At 59.8% G+C, this 23,934-nt stretch carries 19 protein-coding genes; all 19 read left to right on the top strand.

Features of this window, described 5'->3' with window-relative positions:
* The first annotated feature begins 91 nt into the window (after positions 1-91).
* The 19 genes from ELR57_RS03755 (at position 92) to ELR57_RS03665 (ending at position 23,913) form a co-directional block, all read left to right on the top strand.
* Positions 92-952 carry a transporter substrate-binding domain-containing protein gene (locus ELR57_RS03755; RefSeq protein WP_126957400.1) on the top strand — a complete coding sequence of 287 codons (861 nt, stop codon included), beginning with the start codon at positions 92-94 and terminating at the stop codon, positions 950-952.
* Between the two features lie 16 nt (positions 953-968).
* Positions 969-1,646, top strand: a complete 678-nt coding sequence (locus tag ELR57_RS03750) for an amino acid ABC transporter permease (RefSeq protein ID WP_126957398.1) — start codon at positions 969-971, stop codon at positions 1,644-1,646.
* Positions 1,647-1,662: 16 nt separating this feature from the next.
* Positions 1,663-2,439, top strand: coding sequence for an amino acid ABC transporter ATP-binding protein (locus ELR57_RS03745; RefSeq protein ID WP_126957396.1), 777 nt, complete (start codon positions 1,663-1,665; stop codon positions 2,437-2,439).
* Between the two features lie 66 nt (positions 2,440-2,505).
* Entirely contained in the window at positions 2,506-3,816 is a 1,311-nt protein-coding gene (locus ELR57_RS03740; protein ID WP_126957394.1) for an LLM class flavin-dependent oxidoreductase, read from the top strand.
* Positions 3,813-4,871 (top strand): dienelactone hydrolase family protein, encoded by a 1,059-nt coding sequence (locus tag ELR57_RS03735; protein WP_126957392.1) that lies wholly within the window; start codon positions 3,813-3,815, stop codon positions 4,869-4,871. Before ELR57_RS03740 ends, ELR57_RS03735 begins: the two co-directional genes overlap by 4 nt.
* Complete coding sequence (locus ELR57_RS03730) at positions 4,868-5,731, top strand: AraC family transcriptional regulator (RefSeq protein WP_126957390.1); 864 nt, start codon at positions 4,868-4,870, stop codon at positions 5,729-5,731. The genes ELR57_RS03735 and ELR57_RS03730 overlap by 4 nt, the downstream gene beginning before the upstream one ends.
* 35 nt (positions 5,732-5,766) lie before the next feature.
* On the top strand, positions 5,767-6,609 hold the full coding sequence (locus ELR57_RS03725) for a sugar phosphate isomerase/epimerase family protein (protein WP_126957388.1): 843 nt from the start codon (positions 5,767-5,769) through the stop codon (positions 6,607-6,609).
* Positions 6,606-7,631, top strand: a complete 1,026-nt coding sequence (locus tag ELR57_RS03720; RefSeq protein WP_158629922.1) for a Gfo/Idh/MocA family protein — start codon at positions 6,606-6,608, stop codon at positions 7,629-7,631. Before ELR57_RS03725 ends, ELR57_RS03720 begins: the two co-directional genes overlap by 4 nt.
* Entirely contained in the window at positions 7,628-9,868 is a 2,241-nt protein-coding gene (locus tag ELR57_RS03715; protein ID WP_126957384.1) for an FAD-dependent oxidoreductase, read from the top strand. Before ELR57_RS03720 ends, ELR57_RS03715 begins: the two co-directional genes overlap by 4 nt.
* Before the next feature lie 626 nt (positions 9,869-10,494).
* On the top strand, positions 10,495-12,117 hold the full coding sequence (locus ELR57_RS03710) for a response regulator (RefSeq protein ID WP_158629921.1): 1,623 nt from the start codon (positions 10,495-10,497) through the stop codon (positions 12,115-12,117).
* The gene (locus ELR57_RS03705) at positions 12,114-13,973 is read left to right on the top strand and encodes a sensor histidine kinase (protein WP_126957380.1); all 1,860 of its coding nucleotides are present in this window, start codon (positions 12,114-12,116) and stop codon (positions 13,971-13,973) included. Before ELR57_RS03710 ends, ELR57_RS03705 begins: the two co-directional genes overlap by 4 nt.
* Entirely contained in the window at positions 13,957-15,342 is a 1,386-nt protein-coding gene (locus tag ELR57_RS03700) for an ABC transporter substrate-binding protein (protein WP_126957378.1), read from the top strand. Before ELR57_RS03705 ends, ELR57_RS03700 begins: the two co-directional genes overlap by 17 nt.
* 132 nt (positions 15,343-15,474) lie before the next feature.
* Complete coding sequence (locus ELR57_RS03695) at positions 15,475-16,848, top strand: ABC transporter substrate-binding protein (protein ID WP_126957376.1); 1,374 nt, start codon at positions 15,475-15,477, stop codon at positions 16,846-16,848.
* A 78-nt stretch (positions 16,849-16,926) separates the two neighbouring features.
* Positions 16,927-17,811, top strand: coding sequence for a carbohydrate ABC transporter permease (locus ELR57_RS03690; RefSeq protein WP_126957374.1), 885 nt, complete (start codon positions 16,927-16,929; stop codon positions 17,809-17,811).
* A 13-nt stretch (positions 17,812-17,824) separates the two neighbouring features.
* Entirely contained in the window at positions 17,825-18,652 is an 828-nt protein-coding gene (locus ELR57_RS03685) for a carbohydrate ABC transporter permease (RefSeq protein ID WP_238162390.1), read from the top strand.
* 251 nt (positions 18,653-18,903) lie between these two features.
* A complete protein-coding gene (locus ELR57_RS03680; RefSeq protein ID WP_126957372.1) occupies positions 18,904-19,851 on the top strand; it encodes a glycoside hydrolase family 113 in 948 nt (315 codons plus the stop codon).
* Positions 19,852-19,863: 12 nt separating this feature from the next.
* Complete coding sequence (locus tag ELR57_RS03675; RefSeq protein ID WP_126957370.1) at positions 19,864-21,069, top strand: AGE family epimerase/isomerase; 1,206 nt, start codon at positions 19,864-19,866, stop codon at positions 21,067-21,069.
* Between the two features lie 18 nt (positions 21,070-21,087).
* Entirely contained in the window at positions 21,088-22,296 is a 1,209-nt protein-coding gene (locus ELR57_RS03670; protein ID WP_126957368.1) for a glycoside hydrolase family 130 protein, read from the top strand.
* Positions 22,297-22,605: 309 nt separating this feature from the next.
* Entirely contained in the window at positions 22,606-23,913 is a 1,308-nt protein-coding gene (locus ELR57_RS03665) for an ABC transporter substrate-binding protein (RefSeq protein ID WP_238162389.1), read from the top strand.
* Positions 23,914-23,934: the final 21 nt, after the last annotated feature.

Below are 23,934 nucleotides of genomic sequence, written 5' to 3'. Positions count from 1 at the left end.
CAAGGCGCGCCGAGAACGCTCAAACCGATCGCCACGACCGGGATCGGACCGCAATATCATACACTTTTATCCTACGGAGGTTAGATCCACGATGAAGAAATGGACAACGGCCCTAGCGGCCATTATATTGGCCGTCGCGGTAACGGCGTGCGGCAATGGGAAGAACGATGCCGCCGGCAGCGGCGGTGCTTCGGGAAGCAGCACGGGCTTGGGCGGCGGAGTTTCGGCTGCCGCTTCGACTTCCGCGAAGAGCGATCTGGATCGGTTGAAGGAGAAGGGCGAGTTCATCGTCGCCACGACCGGTACGTATCCGCCGTACGCCTTCCACCCGGAGACGGGGAGCCGCGACTTGACCGGCTTCGACGTTGAACTTCTCAAGGAAGTGTTCAAGCGGATCGGCGGCGTGAACGTGAAGTTCGTTGAGACCGAATGGGAAGGCATGCTCGCCGGGCTCGACGCGGGGCGGTTCGATTCGATTCACCAGATCGGGGTTACGGAAGAGCGGAAGAAGAAGTACGATTTTACGAACCCTTACCTGATCTCCTACCCGACGCTGATCGTGCTCGAAGGGACGAACGACATTCGCTCCTTCAACGACCTGAAGGGCAAGAAGGTGTACGGCTCGAATACGAGCATCTACGGCAAGCTGGCCGAATCGAAGGGCGCGGTACTCGTGCCGGAGGGCGAAGCGCTGGAGCTTCTGACGACGAAGCGGGTCGACGCGATTATTTTCAACAACTTGTATTATCTCGATCTGAAGAAGAACCGGCCGGACTTGAAGATCAAATCGGTCGATCAGCTCAAGGACCAGGAACAGGTCGCGCTTCCTCTCGTTAAGGGAGGGGACGGCACGTTGATCGAAGCGTTCAACCGGGCGCTGCAGGAGACGAAGGAAGACGGCACGTACAAGAAGCTGTCGGTCGAATGGTTCGGCCAAGACTTGACTTCGTAAAGGAGAATGAAGCTTCATGAATCCGGATCGGGCGGCCAGGCTGTGGGAGATCTTCCTGCATTCGCTGTGGCCCATGCTGCAAGGGACGTTGAGATATACGCTGCCCTTGACGATCGTCTCCTTCGCGCTCGCGCTTCCTGTCGCGCTGGCGGTCGCCTTGGCCGCCCGCTCGCGGCGAAGAACGCTTCGTTACCCGGCGCGGTTCTATGTCTGGATCATCCGAGGAACGCCGGTGCTCGTGCAGCTCTACTTGATTTTCTACGGGCTGCCCAATGTCGGCATCGTTCTTCCAGCCTTCCCGACCGTCGTACTCGCGTTCACGATCGCCGAAGGCGCGTACGGCTCGGAGATCGTCCGATCGGCCATCGACTCGGTGCCGCGCGGACAGTGGAGAGCAGGCTACTCGCTCGGCATGACAGGGTGGCAGGCGTTCCGCCGGATCGTTATGCCCCAGGCCGTCCGGGTCAGCTTGCCGCCTCTCGGCAATCAATTCATCGGCCTGTTGAAGACGTCGTCGCTGGCAGCTCTCGTGACGCTTCAAGACCTGTTCGGGGTCGCGAAGCAGATCGCCGCCACGACGTTCGAGCCGATGCTGCTCTATGTGAGCGCAGGGCTGTATTACCTTGCCATAAGCACCGTTCTCGCGTACGGGCAACGAGTTCTGGAGCGGCGCTTCCGCCGCTATGAGCTATGAGAGGGGAGTGGCGTCCATGCTGAAGCTGGCCGGAATCGGTAAGTCTTTCGGGGGCCGCGAAGTGCTAAAGGGCATCGACCTAACCATCGAAAGGGGAACGACGACCATTCTGATCGGCCCGTCGGGCTCGGGGAAGTCGACGCTGCTGAATTGCATGAACCTGCTGGAGATTCCGAGCGCCGGGACGATCGAGCTGGGCGAGCGCCGGCTGGCGTTCGGCCCCGCTACGAAGCGGAACCAGAAGGAGTGGATCGCTTACCGCAGACAGACCGGGATGGTGTTCCAGAGCCATCAGCTGTTCCCGCACCGGACGGCGCTGGAGAACGTCATGGAAGGGCTCGTCGTCGTCAAAAGGATGCCCAAGGCGGAAGCGAGAAGCCGGGCGGAGCAACTGCTTCGCCAAGTCGGCCTGGGGGCGTTCCTCGACTGTTACCCGGGCCGTCTGTCCGGCGGGCAGCAGCAGCGAGTCGGCATCGCCCGCGCGCTCGCCATGGACCCGGCAGTACTGCTTTTCGACGAGCCGACGTCCGCGCTTGATCCCGAGCTGGTTGGCGAAGTGCTGCAAGTCATGAAGGCGCTGACCCGCCAAGGCATGACTCTCGTCGTCGCGACTCACGAGATGAAGTTCGCCCGCGAGGTCGGGGATCGAATTCTGTTTCTCGAAGGGGGAGAAATCGCGGAGCAGGGGACGCCGGAGCAGATGTTCGGCGCCTGCCGGAACGAGCGCGTGCGGCAATTCCTCGGACGGTTCGCGGAGACGGCATGGAACGAACGGGCGCTCGCGGGGACGTGACAGTGGGGAAGTTCGGCGGAAAATTCCGTCAGGAGCTGCAGGGCGCAACGGAACAGGAGGAGCGTCATGAACGGCAGAAGAAGACAGATGAGGCTGGGAGCCCTTCTCCACGGAGTCGGAGGCGGTTACGGAGGCTGGCGCCATCCCGAGATGCCCGCCGACGCCAGCATCGATATTCAAGCGTACGCCCGACAAGCGAAGAAGGCCGAGGAAGGTAAGATGGACTTCGTATTCGTCGCGGACGTGCTGCATATCCACGAGCGGTCGACCCCGCATTTTCTCAATCATCTTGAGCCGGTGACGCTGCTGGCCGCTCTGGCACCCGTTACGGAGCGCATCGGTCTCGTCGGGACGCTGTCGACGACGTATAACGAACCGAGCGCGACCGCGAGGCAGCTCGGTTCGCTCCAGCGGCTGAGCGGCGAGCGGGCGGGCTGGAACGCGGTTACGACCGGCATGGCTGGAGCCGCGGCGAACTTCGGCAGGGCCGGACGCCCGCCCGAGCATCCCGAACACGGCGAGCGCTATCGGCTGGCCGGCGAATTCATGAGGGCGGCGCGGAGATGTTGGACGGAAGACGGGACCGCACATCCCGTCGTCTTCCAGGCCGGCTCGTCGGAAGACGGCATCGCCTTCGCCGCCCTGCACGCCGATGCCGTCATGACCGCGTACCGTCCGCTCGAAGAAGCGAAGCGGCTGTACGAAGCCATCCATACCCGGACGGGCGAGCTGGGAAGAACCGATGGGGGACCGCTCGTCTTCCCTGCGGTCAACGTCACGATCGCGCCGACGCGGGAGGAGGCCGTGCGGAAGCGCGAGCGGCTCGACGCTCTCGTCGGACTCGAGCACGCCCTTCGGTACTTGGCTCAGTTTTTCGACGATCACGACTTCACCGTGTACCCGCCCGACGCTCCGTTCCCGGATCTCGGCGATCTTGGCCGGAAGAGCTACCAGAGCGCAACGGACCGGATTAAGCGGGAAGCGAGGGAGCTAAGGCTCACGCTCAGGCAAGCGGCTTACCGTTGGATGTCACCGCCGACGCCGTTCGTCGGCACTCCGGAAGCGATCGCGGACGCCCTGCAGATTTATTTCGAATCGGGGGCTGCGGACGGCTTCGTCGTCGGCGGAGACGATCCGAACAGTCTCAGCGACTTCGTCGAGCTCGTCCTTCCGATCTTGCGCTCGAGAGGGCTGTTCCGAGCCGATTACGAGACGGATACGCTGCGAAGCCATCTTGGGCTGACCGAAGCCAGGGCCGAAGCTAGAGTCGAAGACGAGGGCGAGAATGCGGCAGTAGAAGAAGCAGAAGGCGCCTTCGGGCGGCTTGCGGAGCCGGGCAATTCACTTGGACGAGACGAGGAGATGAGAGAGCGATGAGCACGCGCGGTTCGGTTAACGCCTTCGTGAACGATTGGGCGGAACGGGCGAAGCGAATCTCGGATTCGCTGGATTGGGAGAACGAAGAGGCCATTCAAGACAGGAGAGCGAGGCTTAGCAAGATTCTTAGGATCGACGTGGCGAAGCCCGATGCGCTTGTGCCGAAGCTGCTCGAGCGGATCGACCGGGGCGACCACATCCGCGAGCGGGTCGAGATCGGCACGCTCGGCGGTCTTCGGATGCCGGTCTACGTTCTTATCCCGAAGCGGCCGCAAGGACCGCTTCCCGCCGTGCTCGCCTTACACGGCCACGGCTACGGCAGCCGGGAGCTGGTCGGCCTCGGTCCGGACGGCTCGGAGCGCGAGGAGGGGGAGGGCATCCACAAGCACTTCGCCCTCTCGCTCGCGCGAAGGGGCTTCGTCGCGATCGTGCCGGAGCTGATCGGGTTCGGCGACCGGCGTCTTGAGGAAGACGCCTCGCTCGACGAGACCCCCGAGGACCTGCGCAAGTCGTCCTGCTATAAGCTGTCGTCTTACTTGATCCATCTCGGAGGGACGCTGGCGGGCATTCGGACGTTCGAAGCGATTCGGGCGGTCGACTATGCATTGTCGAGAGACGAGGTTAAGCCCGGCGGCGTCGGCGCCATGGGCTTGTCCGGCGGGGCGTTCGTCGGCTATCTGGCCGCCGCGCTGGACGAGAGACTGCGCGCCAGCGTGCTAAGCGGCTATCCGAACACGTACGGCGACAGCTACTATTTCTCCCGCCAGCACTGCCTATGCGACTACGTTCCCGGCATCGCGGAGCTCGGCGATATGCCCGACTTGATTGGGCTGATCGCGCCTCGGGCCGTATTTCTCGAAGCGGGTCGGGATGACCCGCTCTTCCCGCTCGCAGGGGTGCGGGCGGCGGAGACCCGGCTGCGGCGCATCTATCGCGAGCATGGCGCCGGGGAGAGCTTCGATACGCACGTCTTCGAAGGCAAGCACGAGATCTCCGGCGCCCGGTCGTTCGACTGGCTGGCAGAGCGTCTCGGCGGACGAGGGCAGGAGCCGTGAGCCGCCTCGTGAATCCGATTCCCCGGTTCGAGGAGCGCGGCTTTCTTTTCTTATACCAACATGTGACGAAGGAGAACGGATGGGAGATCGTGAACGCTCACCAAGGGATCGAGATGGTGTTCGTCGCGGAAGGAACGGGCCAGGTTATCGTCGAGGGCAAATTGCACGCGGTCAGGCCGGGGACGCTTGTCGTCTGCCAGCCTTACCAGTTGCATCACTACAAGATGGAGACGACGTACGTCCGCACGCCGATCGTATTCGATCCGTACGCGTTCGAGCGGTTCGTCTCCCCGTTCCCCGCATTGCATGGCTTCTACCAGCAGTTGTGGCGAGGAACGGCGGACGCTTCGATCTATGTCCTGGATCCCGAGCGGCGCTCTGCGTTCGACGCGATGTGCCGCGAACTAGACGAGAGGCTTCGCGGAGCGGCCGTCTTCGCGCAGCAGGAGGAGTTCGGCTTGTTCCTGCTCGATCTGCTACGCCAGCTTCGGAAGCTCGGAACGAGAGGCGCAGGGGAAGAGGAACGGAATTCCGCGCTGCGCGAAGGCCGGCATATCGAGAGGATGATGAGTTGGATCGAAGACCATTACCGGGAGGACTTCTCCCTCGAGCGGCTGGCTCGAAGCCTTCATCTGTCCCCCTTCTACGCCTCGCATCTGTTCAAGGAAGAGACGGGCAACACCCTTACCCAATACGTGATGGCACGAAGAGTGCGCGAGGCATGCCTGCTGCTGACGACGACGGACATGCCGATCTCGCAGATCGCGAGAATAAGCGGCTTCAATAGCAGCGCGTACTTCTGCAATCAATTCAAGAAGAAGACGGGCGTCTCTCCCCAGCAGTTCCGCAAGCGAACTTGAAGGGGGAGACGATTACTTGAAGGAGGTTCCTCGTTATGAAAATCGCCCTGCATTCCGCATCCGCTCCCGAATGGACGCTGGAAGAGCTTCTCGTCGCCGCCCGCCGCTACGGCTGCGAAGGACTGGAACTTCGTGCCGGAATCGGCCACGGCCATGGCGCCGAATTGGCCGCGGGCTTCGAACGGAGAAAGCAACTTAAGAAGCAGGCGGATCGGGCGGGAGTCGCCCTGCGCTGCCTAAGCGTTTCCTGCCGCTTCTCCGACGCGGCCGACGCGGAGACGCATGTCGCCGAGACGGAAGCTTACGTCCGGTTGGCCGAGGATCTCGGCATTCCCTGCGTTCGCGTCTTCTGCGGACGAATACCGCCCGGCGGAAGCTTGGCGGAATCGAAGCGTTCCGTCGTCGATTCGCTGCGGTCGCTCGCGCCGTCCGCCCGAAGGTCAGGCGTCGTTCTGCTGCTCGAGACGCATGACGACTGGTCGGATCCGCGCGTGATGGCCGGCGTTCTGGAGGCCATTAGCGACGACCATGTCGGAGTACTATGGGATGTCTTGCATACGCAGCTGGAGGGCGGGGCTTCGCCCGATGCGGCATACGCCGCTCTGGCACCGTGGATCCGGCACGTTCACGTGCATGACGGGGCTCCCCGATCGCCGGGAGCGCCGGAGTCCAACGGTTCGGGACGCCACCCGGACTATCGCCCGATCGGTTTGGGCGTCGTCGACCACTCCCGCATCCTCGACCTGCTTCGCGCAGGCGCCTACGAGGGTTATCTAAGCGGCGAATGGTACGGCTGGGAGCCGGCGGACGTCCACTTGCCGCGGGAGCTTCCCGTGCTGAGCGGCTTGCTCGCGAAGACGGGTGGTGCGGCGCCATGAGCCTGCGCGTTCTGCTCGTCGGGTGCGGAGGCATCTCCCGCCGCGGCCATGGGCCCGCGCTCAGGCGATACGCCGCCGCCCATCTCGACGTCGAGCTCGCCGCCTGCGCGGACCTTGACGCCGGAATAGCGGGTCTCTTCGCGGAGCGGTTCGGCTTCCGGCGCTCGTATGGAGACCTGGAGGAAGCGCTGCGTCGGGAGCAGCCGGATGCGATCGTTCTGGCCGTCCCGGCTCCTCTGGTCGCAAAGGTTGCCATCGGTCTCCTCGAGCGCGGATACCCGGTGCTGATGGAGAAGCCGCCCGGCTTGTCGCGGACGGAGACGCTCGGCATCGTCCGCGCCGCTTCGCGAGAGGACGGAAGCAGCGTTCCGAACCAGGTCGCCTTTAACCGGCGCTTCATGCCGCTGTCCCGTCGGGTTCGCGAGTGGTCGGGCGCGCGGCGCCGAGAGGGTGGTCTGCACCATGTTCAGTACGATATATACCGGGTCGGCCGAACCGATTCGGAAGATGCGTCCGTTACGTTAATCCACGGCATCGACGCGATCCGATATTGGGCAGGCTCCGATTATCGCACTGTCCGCATCGCCTATCGACCGCTTGCGCATCTTGGCGGCAACGTCGTGAACGTGTCTCTGGCTGGCGAGCTTGAAGGGGGCGTAACGTTCGCCCTGAATTATTTTCCGGTATCGGGAGCCGTCATGGAGAGAGCCGTTCTGATGTCGGAGGACGAGACTCTGCTCGCGCGGCTGCCTTTCTGGACATCGGGAGATTCGCCGGGGGAAGCGGAGCGGTATCGCGGCAACGAGCGGATCGAGAGATGGCTCGGCGACGAGGACGGTGCGGAGGACGACATAGTGAACGGGTTCTACGCGGAGAACGCATCATTCTTGGATCATCTGAGAGCGGGAACGAGGCCGGAGCACGACGCCGCTTCGGCGGTTCAATCGGTCGAGCTGGCCGAAGCCGTTCTTCGGCGAGAGAGCCGGTTCGGCCGTCGGGAAGAAGGGGAAGAAGCGAGATGAGGAAGGAACGATTGGAATACGACCTGGTCGTCTGCGGCGGCGGACTGGCCGGTCTGTGCGCCGCGGTGGCGGCCGCCCGGCACGGGGCGAGGACGGCGCTTGTCCACGATCGGCCGGTGCTCGGAGGGAACAGCTCCTCCGAGGTAAGGGTGACGCCCCACGGGGCGGCGCGCTTCCACGCGTATGCCCGGGAGACCGGCATTCTGAGCGAAGCGATGGCGGAGGATCGGGCGATCAACCACGAGCAGTTCGTCAACAATGGCTGGACGAACAGCCTGTGGGATTTGACGCTGTACTCTCTGGCCGTTCGGACGCCAGGGCTCAGCCTGTACCTAAACACGACGATCTTCTCCGTTAAGATGGACGCGTCCGGAAGAACGATCGAAGCCGTCGTCGGGCGGGTCGGGGCAGCGGAGACCGAGCTCGAATTCTGGGCGAAGACGTTCGTCGATTGCACGGGAGACGGGATCGTGGCCGCTCTCGCCGGCAACGAATGGCGAATGGGAACCGAGAGCAGGCACGAGTTCGGGGAGCCGCACGCGCCGGAACGGGCAAGCGGCGAGACAATGGGAAGCACGATTCATTTCCGCGCTAAGGACACGGGACGTCCCGTGCCGTATCGGGCGCCCGAATGGGCGGCGGTCTACGACGATCCCGCTTTTTTTTATGCCCATAACCGAAAGCCTTACGATATTCGGGCCGGTTACTGGTGGATCGAGCTGAGCGCCCCATGGGACACGATCCGCGACGCAGAGCTTATTCGCCACGAGCTGACTAGGCATGTGTTCGGCATCTGGGATTGGATCAAGAACAAAGACCCGAATACGAAGAAGCTCGCTTCCACGTACGCGCTCGATTGGATCGGGCAAGTGCCGGGCAAGCGGGAGAGCCGTCGGATTGTGGGCCGTTACCTCATGACGGAGCACGATCCGCTGCGAGGCACCGTATTCCCAGACGAGGTCGCCTTCGGCGGCTGGTACGTCGACTTGCACGTCGCGGGCGGTCTGCTGGCTCCGACGAGCGAGCTGCCCGGGGCGAGCGAGATCTGCGGGCCGTACGGCATTCCTCTGCGTATTCTGATCGCCAAGGATATCGATAACCTGCTGATGGCGGGTCGCAACGTCAGCGTCACCCATGCGGCTCTCGGCACGGTTCGCGTCATGGCGACGACCGCGCTCATGGGGCAAGCGGCGGGAACCGCCGCGGCCGTCGCCCTCAGAAGGGGGATCGCCGTACCGGACGTGCCGGAACTCGCGATCGGCGAAGTGCAGCAGCTTCTGCTGCGGGATGGCTGCTTCCTGCCGAACGTGGAGCATCGGGACGAGAAGGACTTGGCGAGGAAGGCCGTCCTATCCGCGAGCAGCGAGCAGTTGTCGGACGGATCGGGCGAACCGGACGGAAGCGAATCCGTTTCTCTTCACGTGCGCAGGAGCCAATGGATCGCCACGAAGGGAGAGCTTCGCTCATTAAAGGTCTATTTGTCGAACGATTCGGGGATCGAATGGACGGTAATGGCGGAGCTGGTGCCCGTCGGCCACATTTGGGATTACCGGACTCCGAAGGATTTACCGCCTTTGCGCCGGGGGGAATTCATCGTCCCGCCAGGCTATACCGGTTGGATCGAATGGCCGGTCGACGTGTCCGCAGACGAACGCCGGACGGAAGGATACGTACGGTTGGACTTAACCTCGTCGTCGTCGGTCCGTTGGCATCTGTCCGAGCGGCTCGCGCCCGGCCAGCCTTCGGCTTACGAGATCGATTCTGGAAAGCTGCGCAGCCGGGATGACGGACGCTCCTTCGCATTCCGCGTCGAGCCCGCTCAGTCCGTCTATTCCGCCGCCTCCGCTGCAAGCGGGGCATCCCGGCCGTACCGCGCGGCGAACATGTGGCGATCCGATCCGGAACTCCCCGTGTCGGAGCAGTGGCTGGAGCTCGCCTGGAACGAGCCCGTAACGGTAGGCGTCGTCGAGCTGACCTTCCCGGGGCATCTGCTTCAAGATTACAACCGGTACCCGGCTTTCTTCCGTGAACCGGAATGTCCGGGGGAGTACGCAATCGAGATTTGGGAGGAAGGAAAGTGGCGGGAAGCATTGCGAGTAAACGACCAATATCAACGGCACGTCCGGCACGTTCTTCCGAAGAAGGCGCGAACGAACCGGCTGCGCGTCTCGTTCCTGGCGATTAACGGATCGCCTTCCGCCGTCGTTCACGAGATTCGTTGCTATTCGGAAAACTAGAGGCTCGGCATATGACCTGGACCGGATCGATACGATACCCGGGATTGCAGCACGAACCGCTGAACAAATCATGGCCAAGATTTTTGATAAACGTCGTGAGCATCTCATTGTTAAACAAAGCGTAAGGCGGCAGCAAGAACTCGGGTACGCCGAAGTCTTGCCGAACCAGCTTCTTAACCAATATTACTTTTTAAAACGGCGGTTTTGGGGGTGTGTAGACTAATTCCGGTCGCGGGGGGAGGCGCGCTGCTGAATAAGTCTCATCGGAGACTAATTCCTGCCGAAGAGAGGGAGGAGCTGCCGAGTTAGACTCGCTGGAGACTAATTCCCTTCGCGGGAGGAGGCGCGCTGCTGAATAAGTCTCATCGGAGACTAATTCCTGCCGAAGAGAGGGAAGAGCTGCCGAGTTACCTCGGGATAGTGTCGTACGGCAACATCTCGGCGAGTAGAGGCGGTGCGGGGTGCGGAGATAGTGCCGTACGGCAACATCCGGGCGAGTTGAGGCGCTACGTGGCCGCCGCACAATCCAAAAATAGTGCAGAAATCGAAAAATAGTTATCCCCTAGCGTAGGGAATTGCGCTTATATTATTAGTTGACAGCGCTTTCCGAGATGGGGGAGATAGAGTTGAGGACGCTTTTGATCGTTGACGACGAGCCGCGCCAGGTCAAGTCTTTGTCGGCCATCATTAACAGGAGATGGCCGGAATACCGCGTGCTTGAAGCGACGGATGCGGAATCGGCGTGGGGCTTGATCAAGCGGGAGCCGGTCGACGCGGTGCTGACCGATATACGGATGCCCGACGTCGACGGGCTTACGCTGATCGAGCGGATAGCGGAGCGGAGCAACCGCATCAAGACCGTGCTGATTAGCGGCTACGGCCAGTTCGACTATGCCCAGCGCGCCATCAAGCTTCAGGTCGTCGAGTACCTGGTGAAGCCGATCGGCCTTGGCGATATCGAGCGGGTCATCGGCAAGCTGGAGAACCTGTTCGCCAAGGAGCATACGCTTCACCTCTCCGAATCCGTTTATCAGGAGCAGCTCTGGAATGCCTGGATCGGCGGGACCATCGACGACAGCCAGAAGCGGGAGCTGATGAAGACCGTCCCCGCGGACGGTCCGGGCCTCGTCATGAGCATCGAGCTTCCGCAATCGAACGTGCCAATGGCCCAAGAAGGAGCCGCCCGGACCGTCGGGACGAACGCCGCGGACAACCAGCAGCTCCTCGAAGCGAAGGAGAACTGGAGCCTGCTCGCGAAGTCGCTCGGGCACACGGTCTGCTTCCTCGATTCGTCGAAGCGAAGAATCGTCTCGCTCGTCTGGCTGGATCGGCCGTTCGCCGCCCGCCCCTCGGAGACGATCAGCCGCGTCAGCCGCTTGTTCGAGAAGCTGCGGGGCGGCGGTATGGAGCACGCCATCCTCGGCGTCAGCGCCATGCAGCCGCAGCTTGGTTCCTCGCTCGCCGGCGCCTACGAGAACTCGGTTCTGGCGTTGAAGCACCGCTTCTACCTGGAGCATGAAGCGATCGTCTGGGGCACCGACATCCGCCCCTTCGCAAGCGGCGGAATCCCTAGGCTGCGCGAGCTGGCGGAGCCGTTGTCGACGGCCGTCCGCGCCATCGAGCGCGCGAAGGCGATGGCGATCGCGAACGAGCTGTTTCAAATCCACCGGCAGGAGACGGCCTCGTATCCGGATCCGGCCTCGCTCTCCGAGCAGCTAAGCCGGCTCGCCGACCAAGTGGCGGACGACTTGCATCGCTTGGCGCCGGAGGAGGCCGACCGGTTGTCCGACGCCGCAAGCATTCGGGCGGAATTCGATACCTGCGCCAGTTATCAAGAGCTGCGCTCCCGCTTCAAGAAATTCATCGAGAGCCTGCTTGAGCTTTCGGCCAGAGCGAGGCAAGACAAGAACGGCTTGCTTCTTCTGCGCTGCCAATCCTATCTTCAGGAGCATTACATGGAGGATCTCTCCCTGGACGCCGTCGCGCAGATGTATCATTTTAACCCGTCCTACTTCAGCACGCTGTTCAAACAGAAGACGGGGGTCAACTTCTCCGATTACCTGCTCGATCTGAGAATCCGGCAGGCCGAGAGGCTGCTCGAGCGATCCGACGATAAGATCTCGGACATCTCGGAGCGCGTCGGCTTCCGGAATTCCACTTACTTCAACAGGATGTTCAAGCGGATGACCGGCTTCTCGCCGAATGCGTACCGCCAGATGCGGTCGAGCGGGAAGGCCGCCGAACGATGAAGAAGCTGCTTCGCTCATTCGCCGACAGCAAGCTTCATACGAAGCTGCTGCTTACGTATATCCTCCTGCTGGCCGTCACGGCCCTGATCCTAAGCTTCAGCGATTATCGCCTGAATCGGGACACGGTGCTCGAGATGGCGAAGAAAGACGTCAATACGATCGTGCTGAAGAACAACGAGCTGATCGACGCCAAGTTCTCCCGCATTCGGGAGATGATCTACGGCTTTACGCAGGACCCGGATTTCTACGAGATTTTCTCCCATCTGAACCCGGACGACAAGACGGAGGTGCTCGCCGCCGATCTGCGCATCAAGGGGATTCTGGACAAGTACTTCGCCCAGTCCCAGGACTTGTATTCCGTGCAGGTCGCGACCTCGTACTTCGTCTTCGGCACCTCCTCTTCGGCGAACAGCGAGCACGCGAAGAACTTCATCCCGATCGGCACGTTCGGCGAGACCGAGATCAGCCGTCTGGCCAGGCAGGAAGGAGGCCGGATCCAGTGGCTGCCGACTTACGACTTCGCCGAGATGTACCATGTTTCTTATCTTCAGGGCGCGGACTACGATTATCGGTATCTTTTCTCCGCGGTGACGACGATTCAAGGTACCTACTCCAAGGGCAAATTCAAAGCCTATTCGGATCTGCAGGACAAGCCGGTCCTGATTCTGAACTTCAAGGACACGCTCTTCTCCAAGGTGTTCGAGGGCAGCCTTCCGGTAAGCGGCGGCACCTATATGGTGGTGGACGGCCAAGGCCGGATCGTGTCCCACACGGATCGCTCGAAGCTGACCGAGAAGGTCGATCTGCCGCAGCTTGGCGAGCTCATGAGCCAGAAGAACGGCGTCCGGATGCTCGAGATCGGCGGCCGCAAGCAAGTGGCGGCGTTCTCGCGCTCGGAGATTACCGGTTGGATGAGCATCGCCCTCATTCCGCCCAGCGAGCTGCTGGGACCGGTCGTCAAGCAATACGTCAAGAGCATGGCGATCTCGGCGGGGATTATCACCCTGCTGTTCATCTCTTTGTCGCTGTTCCTGTCGCAGATCATCACCCAGCCGATAACGCGGATGATCCGGGCGATCGTGAATACGGGGGAAGGACGGTTCGAGACGAGATTCCGGGAGAGCGGGAGCTATGAGTTCAAGGTGCTGATGAAGAAGTTCAATGACATGAACGAGAACATCCGCAAGCTCATTCAGGAAAATTACGAGACGCAGATCCGCGAGAAGGAAGCCCAGATCAAAGCGCTCAACCTGCAATTGGATCCTCACTTCATGTACAACACGCTGAATATGGTCAGCTTGATGTCGCTGGAGAAGGGGGAAGAAGAGATCAGCGAGATCGTCATCAGCCTGTCCAACATGCTTAAGTACATGGTTAAGAACGATGCCGCCGTCGTCCGATTCAGCGATGACCTGACGTATCTGCAGAGTTACGTGACGATCATGAGCAAAAGATACGACGGCACGCTCCAAGTGGAATACGATATTGAAGACGATTTACTAGGAGATGAAGTCCCCAAGTTCTTCCTGCAGCCGTTCGTGGAGAATGCGTTCGTCCATGGGTTTAAGCGGATCGGCTCCGGCAATAAGCTGTTCATTCGCTGCCGGAGAACGGATGATGGGCGCCTGTTCCAGATTGAAGACAATGGACAAGGGATGGAAGAGAGCAAGCTGGATTCGATCATGAACGGGAAGCATCATGTAGGGGTGTCCAACGTGAACCGAAGAATTAGGCTGCTGTACGGGGAGCCTTACGGGATTGCCATCCGCTCCTCCAAGGACCGGGGAACGACCGTTACCGTCCTGCTCCCGCCTATGTCCCCGAAGGAGGTGTCCGGACATGGCGAGACGGCGTAACCGATTCCGGGCAGGAATCGCCCTTCTAACCGTTGTCGCACTAGCCTTTGGTCTGATCCTATGGAGATGGGAAGCCGGACGGACGGCAGCGCTGCCTCGGCAGGCCGAGCAGGATCGAGTGACGCTTCGCTTCACGTACTGGGGATCGGTCGAGGAGAAAAAAGCGATCGAGAACGCGCTGGCGCGCTTCACGAAGGAATACCCGTGGATCGCAGTCGACCCGATTCAGTTGCCCAACTCCGACTACAATACGAAGATCATGGCGATGTCCGCTTCCAACGAGGAGCCCGACATCGGGTATATGACGACCGAGCTCGGCGAGGCGTTCGCCCGGCAGGGCAAGTTCCTGAATCTCTACGAGCTGCTGGAGCGGGACAAAGAGCTGAAGAAGGAAGACTTCCTGGATTACCTCTGGTACAAGTCCTCCCCCGGCTTCGCGTGGGGGATCAGCACGGCGGCCGAGAGCTTCGGGCTCTACTACCGCAAGGATCTGCTGGAGGAAGCGGGAGTATTGCCTCCGCCCGCGAGAGCGGAAGAAGCTTGGGATTGGGATCGATTCATCCATGAAGCCCGGAAGCTGACCTTGGACCGAAGCGGCCGGAACGCGCTCGATCCGGGCTTCGACAAGAACCATATCGCGCGGTACGGCGTGATGTTCGAGACGTGGTCGGAGCCTCTGAACAATTTTATTTTCGGCAACGGCGGCGATTGGGTCAGCTCGGACGGGACCCGCTTCACGCTGAACGAGCCGGAAGCCGCGGAAGCGATCCAGAAGCTGGCGGAGCTCGTCAACGTGTATCACGTCGCTCCGTCCCCCTATGAGTCCAAGTCCCTCCCGGCGATGAGCATCGCCCTGCAATCCGGACTGGCCGCCATGATCGTGGACGGCCAATGGACCAACCTCGACCTCGGCAAAGCCAAGGTCGACTACGATATCGGCGTCCTGCCGAAGCTGAAGAGGAGCATCACGGTCGGGCTCAGCGGGGCGACCGTGCTGTTCAGCTCCTCGAAGCATCCGCAGGAGGCGTGGCTCTTGTACAAGTGGCTGTCCGATCCGAGCAAAGCGATCAACCTGTACGCCGACGGCTTGTGGATGCCGGTGCTGAAGAAGTGGTATACCGACCCCGAACTCGCGGCCGAATGGGTAAACGCGAATCCCGCCGCGCATCCCCCGGGGTTCAAGGACGCGATGATGAGGCAGCTGCTCGAGAACGGCATGCCCGGAGTCGGCTATTACCTGCGCAACCAGGCCGACATCTACCCGGCGGTGACGGAAGGGCTGCTTCCCGTCTGGCAAGGGGAGAAGACGGCGCAGGATGCTTTGGATGACATCGCGAAGCAGGTGAGCGGTTTATTCGTCCAAAAATAGTCCAGGAATCCAAAAAGGCTTCAATTTCGGCCCTCCTTTGTTTCGGTATAGTGATGTTGCGGCGAATGAAAGCGCTTCTTATCAAGCGCTTTCGGCGCTGACATCGATATCGATCAATGGAGGGTCTTTGGTATGCAGAAGAGGTTGGCCACACTGGCGGTTCCCCTTAGCCTGGCCTTGCTGGTCTCGGCCTGCGGCAGCAATGGCGGCAGCTCCGGAAGCAACGCGTCAAGCTCCAAGCCGGCGGATTCGTCGTCTTCGGCCTCGAACGGCGGAGACAAGAAAGCGGAGCAGGTGACGCTGAAGTTCATGGGCTGGGAAGTCAGTCCGCTGGAGACCGAGAGCGTCAAGAAGGGTCTCGACATGTTCATGCGGGAGAACCCGAATATCAAAGTCGAATACACGACGATTCCCGGCGGCACGCAGTACGTCGCCAAGATGCAGACTCTCGTGCTGGGCAACGAAGCCCCGGACGTCTTCTTCCTCCAGAGCGACTACTATCATGACTTCGTCTCCCGCAAAAGCCTGCTCGACATTACGGGCAAGGTGGATTCCAGCGGGCTTGCGGACGACCTGATCGATTCGGCGGTTCAGCTCAGCACGGTGAACGGCAAGTATTACGGCGTCGAGTCCTGTATCGTCGCCCCGGTTCTCTATTACAACAAAGACCTGTTCGACAAGGCCAAGGTAGCCTACCCGCCGAGCGACCCGACGAAGGCATGGACGTGGGACGAATTCGTCGACGTCGCCAAGAAGCTTACGGTCAAGAACGGCGACAAGGTCGACCAATACGGCGTTTACGGGTTGGAAAATTACTACATGACGATCGCCGAGATCATGAGCAACGGGGGCAACTGGTTCTCCGACGACCTGACCAAGTCGACGGCGAATACGCCGGAGGTCAAGGAAGTGCTGCAGAAGATCTCCGATCTCCGCAAGGTCGACGGCGTCGCGCCGGAAGGCAAGCTGCTCACGAACAGCGGCATGAGCGCGACGCAGATGCTCCAGACCGGCAAGATCGCGATGCTCGTCGACGGCTCGTGGTCGCTGCAAGAGCTGGCCAACATGAACTTCAAGGTCGGCGTCGGCGTGCTGCCTAAGTTCAAGAACGCGGTTACGCACGGCCAAGCTCACCTGCACGTGGCCTCGGCGAACACGAAGCACCCGGAAGAAGCCTGGAAGCTCATTCAATTCCTGTCCTCCGAGGAATATCAGCTGATGAACGTCAAGGCCGGCCTCTGGCTGCCGAACCACAAGTCGCTGTACACCGACGAAGGCATCGCGAAGTGGCTCACCGAAGGCGTCCATCCGGAAGGCTTCAAGGATCTGATCCCTTACTTCACTTCTTCCAAGACCTATCCTTACGCCCTGCTCAGCAGCCAGAAGATCCAAGAAGATACGACGGCGGCGCTGGACGGATACTTCCTGAGCAGCAAATCGCTGGACGAGACGGCCGCGAGCATCGAGACGACCGTGAACAAGGACCTAAGCAATCTGCCTAAGTAAATAGACAAGGGCGGCCTCGGGAGGCAAGCGGGCAAGATCGGCCGTCCCTTCCGAGGCCCCAACTTCCGGGGTGAGACGATGAGACCATTGAAGTCATTAGCGTACAAGGACGGCTTCTGGGCTTTCCTTATGCTTCTGCCCAACGTGCTGGGCTTCCTGCTGTTCCTGCTTGCGCCTGTTCTGGCCACGTTCGCGATCAGCTTCTCCGATTGGAACCTGACCGACGATTTCCGCTTCAACGGCTTCGACAATTACAAGGAGCTGGCGTCCGACCCGGTGTTCCATAAGGTACTCGGGAACACGTTCTACTTCACGCTCGTAAGCGTGCCGATCGGCATCGTCCTCTCGCTCCTTCTGGCGGTGTTCTTGAACCAGAAGCTGAGGTTCATCCGCTTCTACCGGGCCGCGTTCTTCATTCCGGTCATCTCCTCCATGGTGGCGGTGTCGGTCATCTGGCAGTGGATTTACAACCCGGAATTCGGTTTGCTTAACTATGCCTTATCCTGGTTCGGCATCGACGGGCCCGCCTGGCTGACGAGTCCGAAGTGGGCGATGCCGGCCGTCATCATAACGAGCATCTGGAAGAGCCTCGGCTTCAACATGCTCCTATTCCTCGCGGGGCTGCAGTCCATCTCGGAGAGCTACTACGAGGCGGCCGATATCGACGGAGCCCGGTGGTACTCGAAGTTCGCCCGCATCACGGTGCCGCTCCTGTCCCCGACTACTTTTTTCGTGACGGTCATGTCCATCATCAACTCCTTCCAGGTGTTCGATATGGCTTATCTGATGACCCAAGGCGGACCGGCGCGTTCGACCTCCGTTCTCGTCTATTACGTGTTCCAGAACGCGTTCCAGTACTTCCGAATGGGCTATGCGAGCGCGATGGCTTACGTACTGTTCTTTATCGTCCTGATCGTGACGTTCATTCAGTTCTGGCGTCAGCGAAAATGGAGCATCTACTAGGAGGCGAGAGACCGTGAAACCGCGGATTTGGTTGAAGCCGGCGGCGCACATCGTGCTGATCGTCGGATCGTTCTTAATGCTCTTTCCCTTCTTATGGTCCATCAGCACATCGCTCAAGGATATGAACGAAGTGTTCACTTATCCGCCGAAATGGCTGGGAGAATCGCTTAAGTTCGCGAATTACGAGCATATGACGCAGAGATTCCCGTTCTACCGATTCTTCTTCAATACCCTCAAGATTACCGTCATCGTCGTCGTCCTGCAGCTGTTGACGAGCGCGATGGCCGGATTCGTGTTCGCGCGGCTCCGCTTCAAGTTTCGCGACGGGCTGTTCGGAGTCTATCTGGCGACGCTCATGGTTCCGGCGCAGGTCACGATGATCCCGACCTTCCTGCTGATGAAGGAATACGGCCTGCTGGATACCCATTGGTCGCTGATCCTTCCGGGAATCGTCTCGGCTTTCGGGACGTTCCTGCTGCGGCAGTTTTTCTCGACGATCCCGGTGTCGCTGGAGGAAGCGGCGAAGATCGACGGCTGCACGCCGTTCGGGATCTTCTGGCGAATTTTCGTCCCCCTGTCCAAGCCCGCTCTCGCGACTCTCGGCATTTTCATCATGCTCGGAACGTGGAACGACTTCATGAATCCTCTCATCTTCCTAAGCTCGATGAACAAGATGACGTTGACTTTGGGGCTTGCGAACATGCAGGGGCTGTATTCCACCGACTGGCCGGCGCTGATGGCGGCAACCGTCATTACGATACTGCCGATCCTGATCGTCTTCCTCGCGGCGCAGGATTTGTTCGTGAGGGGAGTCACGTTGTCCGGCTTGAAGGGCGAATGAGCTGCTAAAAAAGTTAGGCAATCCCATCCTGCAGCGGAAGCCCATGGAACGTACAAAGCTCGAAGATACCCGATATCGGGAACTTCGGGCTTTTTCTTATGCGGGAACGGCCATAACGGGATTCCTTGTTATTGACTTCTTTCCTTAGGGTGATACAATTCAAAAGGTGAGATGTTATTGAATTAAAGAAACAATTTAATAACAATAACAACTATTTAGGTTTACAGAATACAGAGAACAGGAGTGAGCACATGCAAACGTGGAACGAGACCGTATGCGGAATGACTTGGGGCTGGACCGGTGTCCGCGGAACCTGGACGGGCGAAGCCGCCGATCATTCGATGGAGGAGATGGCGAAGCTCGGCGTGAACTGGGTGGCGATCGCCCTTGCCGCCGAGCAGGAGCATCCTCAATCGACGACGATTCCGTTTCGCGAGGAGCCGACCGTAACGGATGAGGAAGTCCGTTCGGCGATTCGCAAGGCCAAGTCGCTGGGGCTGAAGGTATGCCTCAAGCCGGTCGTCAACTGCGCGAACGGCACTTGGCGGGCTCATATCGGGTTTTTCGATAACGAGATTCCCGGGGAGCCGAGCTGGAGAGAATGGTTCGCGTCTTACGGAGAATTCATCAAGCACTATGCGGTTATCGCCCAAGAAGAGGGCTGCGAGATGTACTGCGTCGGCTGCGAGATGGTACAGACGGACAAGCGGGAGACCGAATGGAGGCAGCTCATCTCCGAGGTTCGCCCGATCTACGGCGGCCTGGTCACTTATAACTGCGACAAATACCAGGAAGGCTACGTTAGCTGGTGGGACGCGGTTGATATCATCTCCTCGAGCGGATACTATCCGATCGGAGAATGGCCGCAGCAGCTGGACCGAATCGAAGAGGTCGTAAAGAGATGGAACAAGCCGTTCTTCTTCATGGAAGCCGGCTGTCCGAGCCGCGAAGGCTCTCCGAACCGTCCGAACGACTGGTCGCTGCCGGGCGGACCGTCCGAGGAAGCGCAGAAGCTATATTACGAAGACATGTTCGCGGAGACGGCCAAGCGCGACTGGATGCGCGGCTTTATGCTCTGGGATTGGCCGGCGAAGCTGTATGACGTCTCCGACGCGGCGGCGAATGACGATTACTGCATGTACGGCAAGCAAGCGGCAGCCGTCGTTCGGGACCATTATCTGAGCCTGCAAGGCAAGTAAGGAGAGGAAACAATGAGCGACCTGACTACGGCGCAATGGCGCGAACAGCTGACGTCCGAGCTCAAGGACAACATTCTTGGCTATTGGATGAAGAATACGGTCGACCGCAAGCACTTCGGCTTCGTCGGCGAGATTCGTCATAACGGAGAGGTGCTGGAAGACGCGGATAAGGGCTTGGTGCTTCATGCCCGCATTCTGTGGACGTTCGCTTCCGCTTACCGGACCTACAAAGAGGAAGCTTATCTGGAGATGGCGAAGCGCGCCTACGAGACGCTGCGCTCGAGATTCTGGGACGAGAAGTTCGGCGGCCTCTATTGGATGATCGACGTGAAGGGCCATGCCGTCTCGGACAAGAAGCAAGTCTACGGCCAAGCCTTCGTCATCTACGCCCTTGCCGAATTCGTTCGCGCGACGGGCGACAAGGAGGCTCTGGCATGGGCCGGCGAGATCTATAAGCTGCTCGAGAAGCATGCCTACGATCCGGTTCATCTCGGGTACGTCGAAGCGCTTGCGCGCGACTGGACCGAGACGAGCGAGCTGTCCCTCAGCGGCAAGGATTTGAACGAACGCAAATCGATGAACACGCATCTTCACGTCCTGGAGGCTTATACCAACCTCTATCGCGTATGGAAGCCGGAAGGCTTGCGAGCGAAGCTGAAGGAGCTCATCGAAGTTCACTTGGACAAAATCATCGATTCCGGCACGAATCACTTCCTGCTCTTCTTCGATGACGAATGGCATTCCAAGGCGCCCCATGTCTCGTACGGCCACGACATCGAGGGAAGCTGGCTGCTCTGGGAAGCGGCGGAAGTGCTCGGCGACGAGGCGCTTCTCCCACGCGTGAAGGAAGCCGCGCTGCAGATGGCGCGCGCGACCCTGGAGCAAGGCGTGGACAAGGACGGCGGCGTCTTCAACGAGTACGACGGCGACAGCCATTTGGACGATACGAAGGATTGGTGGCCGCAAGCCGAAGCGATGGTCGGCTTCCTGAACGCCTATCAGCTCTCCGGCGAATCTATCTATCTGGACGCCGCCAAGAAGAGTTGGTCCTTCATCACCGAGTTCGTCAGCGACCGCGAGGGCGGGGAGTGGCACTGGCAAGTGACGCGCACGGGAGAGCCCGTTCGCTCGGACGAACAGCCGAAGGTCGGGGCGTGGAAGTGCCCTTATCATAATAGCCGCGCTTGCTTCGAAGCGTTGGATCGGATTAATTTCTAAGAGAAGAGGGATAATGAGATGAGCAACTGGATGGAGCAATTGAAGAGCCTTGCGGAGAAACAAGAACTACTGATCAACCGCCCGAATCCGGCGATCGTGCCGGGCAACGGAATCTATTATCGTCACGAGAACCCTGTCGTCACCGCCGAGCATGCGCCGCTGTACTGGCGCTATGATCTCAACCCGGAGACCAATCCGCACCTGATGGAACGAATCGGCGTCAACGCCGCTTTCAATGCGGGCGCCATCGAGCTGGACGGCAAGTTCTACCTGATGGTCCGGGTGGAAGGCGTCGACCGCAAGTCCTTCTTCGCCGTGGCGGAGAGCGACTCCCCGACGGAAGGCTTCCGCTTCTGGGACTATCCGGTGCTTCTTCCGGAGACGGAAGACCCGGACATCAACGTCTACGACATGCGTCTCGTCAAGCATGAGGACGGCTATATCTACGGCCTGTTCTGCTCCGAACGCAAGGATCCGAGCGCGCCGAAGGGCGATACGTCCAGCGCGACCGCGCAAGGCGGGATCGTTCGCACGAAGGACCTGAAGACATGGGAACGCCTCCCGGACTTGAAGACTCCGTCCCCGCAGCAGCGCAACGTCGTCCTTCATCCGGAGTTCGTCTACGGCAAGTACGGGTTCTACACTCGCCCGCAGGACGGCTTCATCGATACGGGCGCAGGCGGCGGCATCGGCTGGGGATTGTCCGAGAGCATGAACCCGGCTGTCGTGCCTCATGAATCCATCGTCGACGAGAAGGTTTACCACACGATCAAGGAAGTCAAGAACGGACAAGGCGCCGCTCCGATCAAGACGCCTAAGGGTTGGCTCCATGTCGCTCACGGCGTTCGCAATACGGCGGCCGGCCTCCGTTACGTCATCTACGCGTTCATGACCGATCTGAACGATCCGAGCAAGGTCACGCACTCGCCTGCCGGTCATCTGATCGCTCCGGAGGGAATCGAACGAATCGGCGACGTGTCGAACGTCGTGTTCACCAACGGTCTGATCGCGCGCGAGAACGGCGAAGTCTATATTTATTATGCTTCTTCCGATACTCGCCTTCACGTGGCTTCCACGACCGTCGACAAGCTCGTCGATTACGTTACGAACACGCCGGAAGACGGCCTTCGTTCCCGCGCGAGCGTCGAGACCCGTTCGAAGCTGATCGCGAGCAACCTCGAGCTCATGAACCGTCCCGAGTACGCGTTCTTGAAGCGCCAAGGCTGATTGATTTGTTTGGCAATTAAACTAACAATCTGCACCATTTACCTTTAATTCAATCGTAAAACCAGCTAACAACCCCCTGCGCAGGCGATAATTCGCTTGATTGCAGGGGGTTGTAAACTAAAATTAATTGTTTGTTATCATAATTGATGACAATAAAAACAAAACCGTTGCCTGTTAAGTAACATCAGAATGCTTATAATTGAGAAATGTAAGCGATGTCAAACTTTCATCCTGACGGGTGAAAGCGACGAATTCGCACAATACATTCTGGGGGTAGAGTTTAAGATGAAAAAGAGTGCTTTAACTGTCATGTCCCTGATTTTGCTGTCTTCCGCTCTTGCGGCTTGCGGCAACAACAACAATAACAACGGTGGTTCCGCATCTCCGTCCGCATCCCAATCCGCATCTCCATCCGCTTCCGCTTCGGCATCTTCCGACGGCGCAGCCGCTTCCGACCTGAAAGGCACGATCAAGGTACTGACTCACCGCACGGACCTTGTTAACGACGGCACGATGGATAAGTATGCCGCTAAGTTCAAAGAGAAGTATCCGAACGCGAAGGTCGAGTTCGAAGGCCTTACCAACTATGCGACCGATATCAAGCTGCGTTTGACGACCGGCGAAGCGGGCGACGTCAACCTGATCGATTCCGGCCTTGCGACTAGCGAGCTGTCCAAGTACTACGAGCCGCTTCCGGATTCGATGTTCGACGACGTATACTTCCCGGACTACATGGCTAACGGCGGCAAGCGTTACGGCATCACGACAGGAGTCAACACGCAAGGGATCGTGTACAACAAGAAGGCGTTCGCTGCGGCCGGCATCGACAAAGTGCCGACGACGCTCGATGAGCTGTATGCAGACGCTCAGAAGCTGAAGGATGCAGGCATCACTCCTCTGTACCTGAACTACGGCGCACAATGGCCTGTAACTAACTGGGGCGAGAACTCCTATGCTTATGTAGCCGGCAACGCGAAGTGGACCGACACGCTTCTGTCCAGCGACGCTCCGTTCACGGTAGACGGCCCTTGGGGCAAGCTGATCAGCATCGCTCGCACCTTCGTTGAGAAGGGCTGGGTGGAGAAGGACCTGTCGACGAACAACTGGGAGATGTCCAAGGGCGAAGTCGCAACCGGCAAGGCCGGCATGTACTTCCTCGGCAACTGGGTTATCCCTCAGGTTATCGGAGCTGGCGCGGCTAGCGAAGATATCGGCTTCTTCCCGCTTCCTTACGACAACAGCGGCAAGTACAACGCTCCGCTGGGCGGCGACTACTACATCGGCGTAAGCAAGGACAGCAAGAACAAGGAACTGGCTACGGCTTGGGTTGATTTCTTCGTGAAGGAATCCGGCTACCAAGCAGACTCCGGCATGATGCCGATCGTGAAGAGCCAAACTCCGGAAAGCTCTCAGCTGGCCGAGTTCAACTCCTTCAGCCCGACTTATATCGAGAGCGAAGCTACCGATCCTAAGTACAACGAAATCATGAACAAGGCTGAGATCGCGATCGGCACCGGCTCCGTCGACCAAGAGCTGATCACGGCCAAGGATCTTCAGAAGGCATTCGACAGCCTGAACAAGAAGTGGGCAGACGCCAAGAAGGCTCTGGGCTACTAAGATCGAACGTATAGCTTGACT

The sequence above is a fragment of the Cohnella sp. AR92 genome (assembly GCF_003990975.1).
In the GTDB taxonomy this organism is placed as follows: Bacteria; Bacillota; Bacilli; order Paenibacillales; family Paenibacillaceae; genus Cohnella.
The sequence above is the reverse complement of the archived record's forward strand: the minus strand, read 5'-3'. Positions and strand labels throughout refer to the sequence as shown.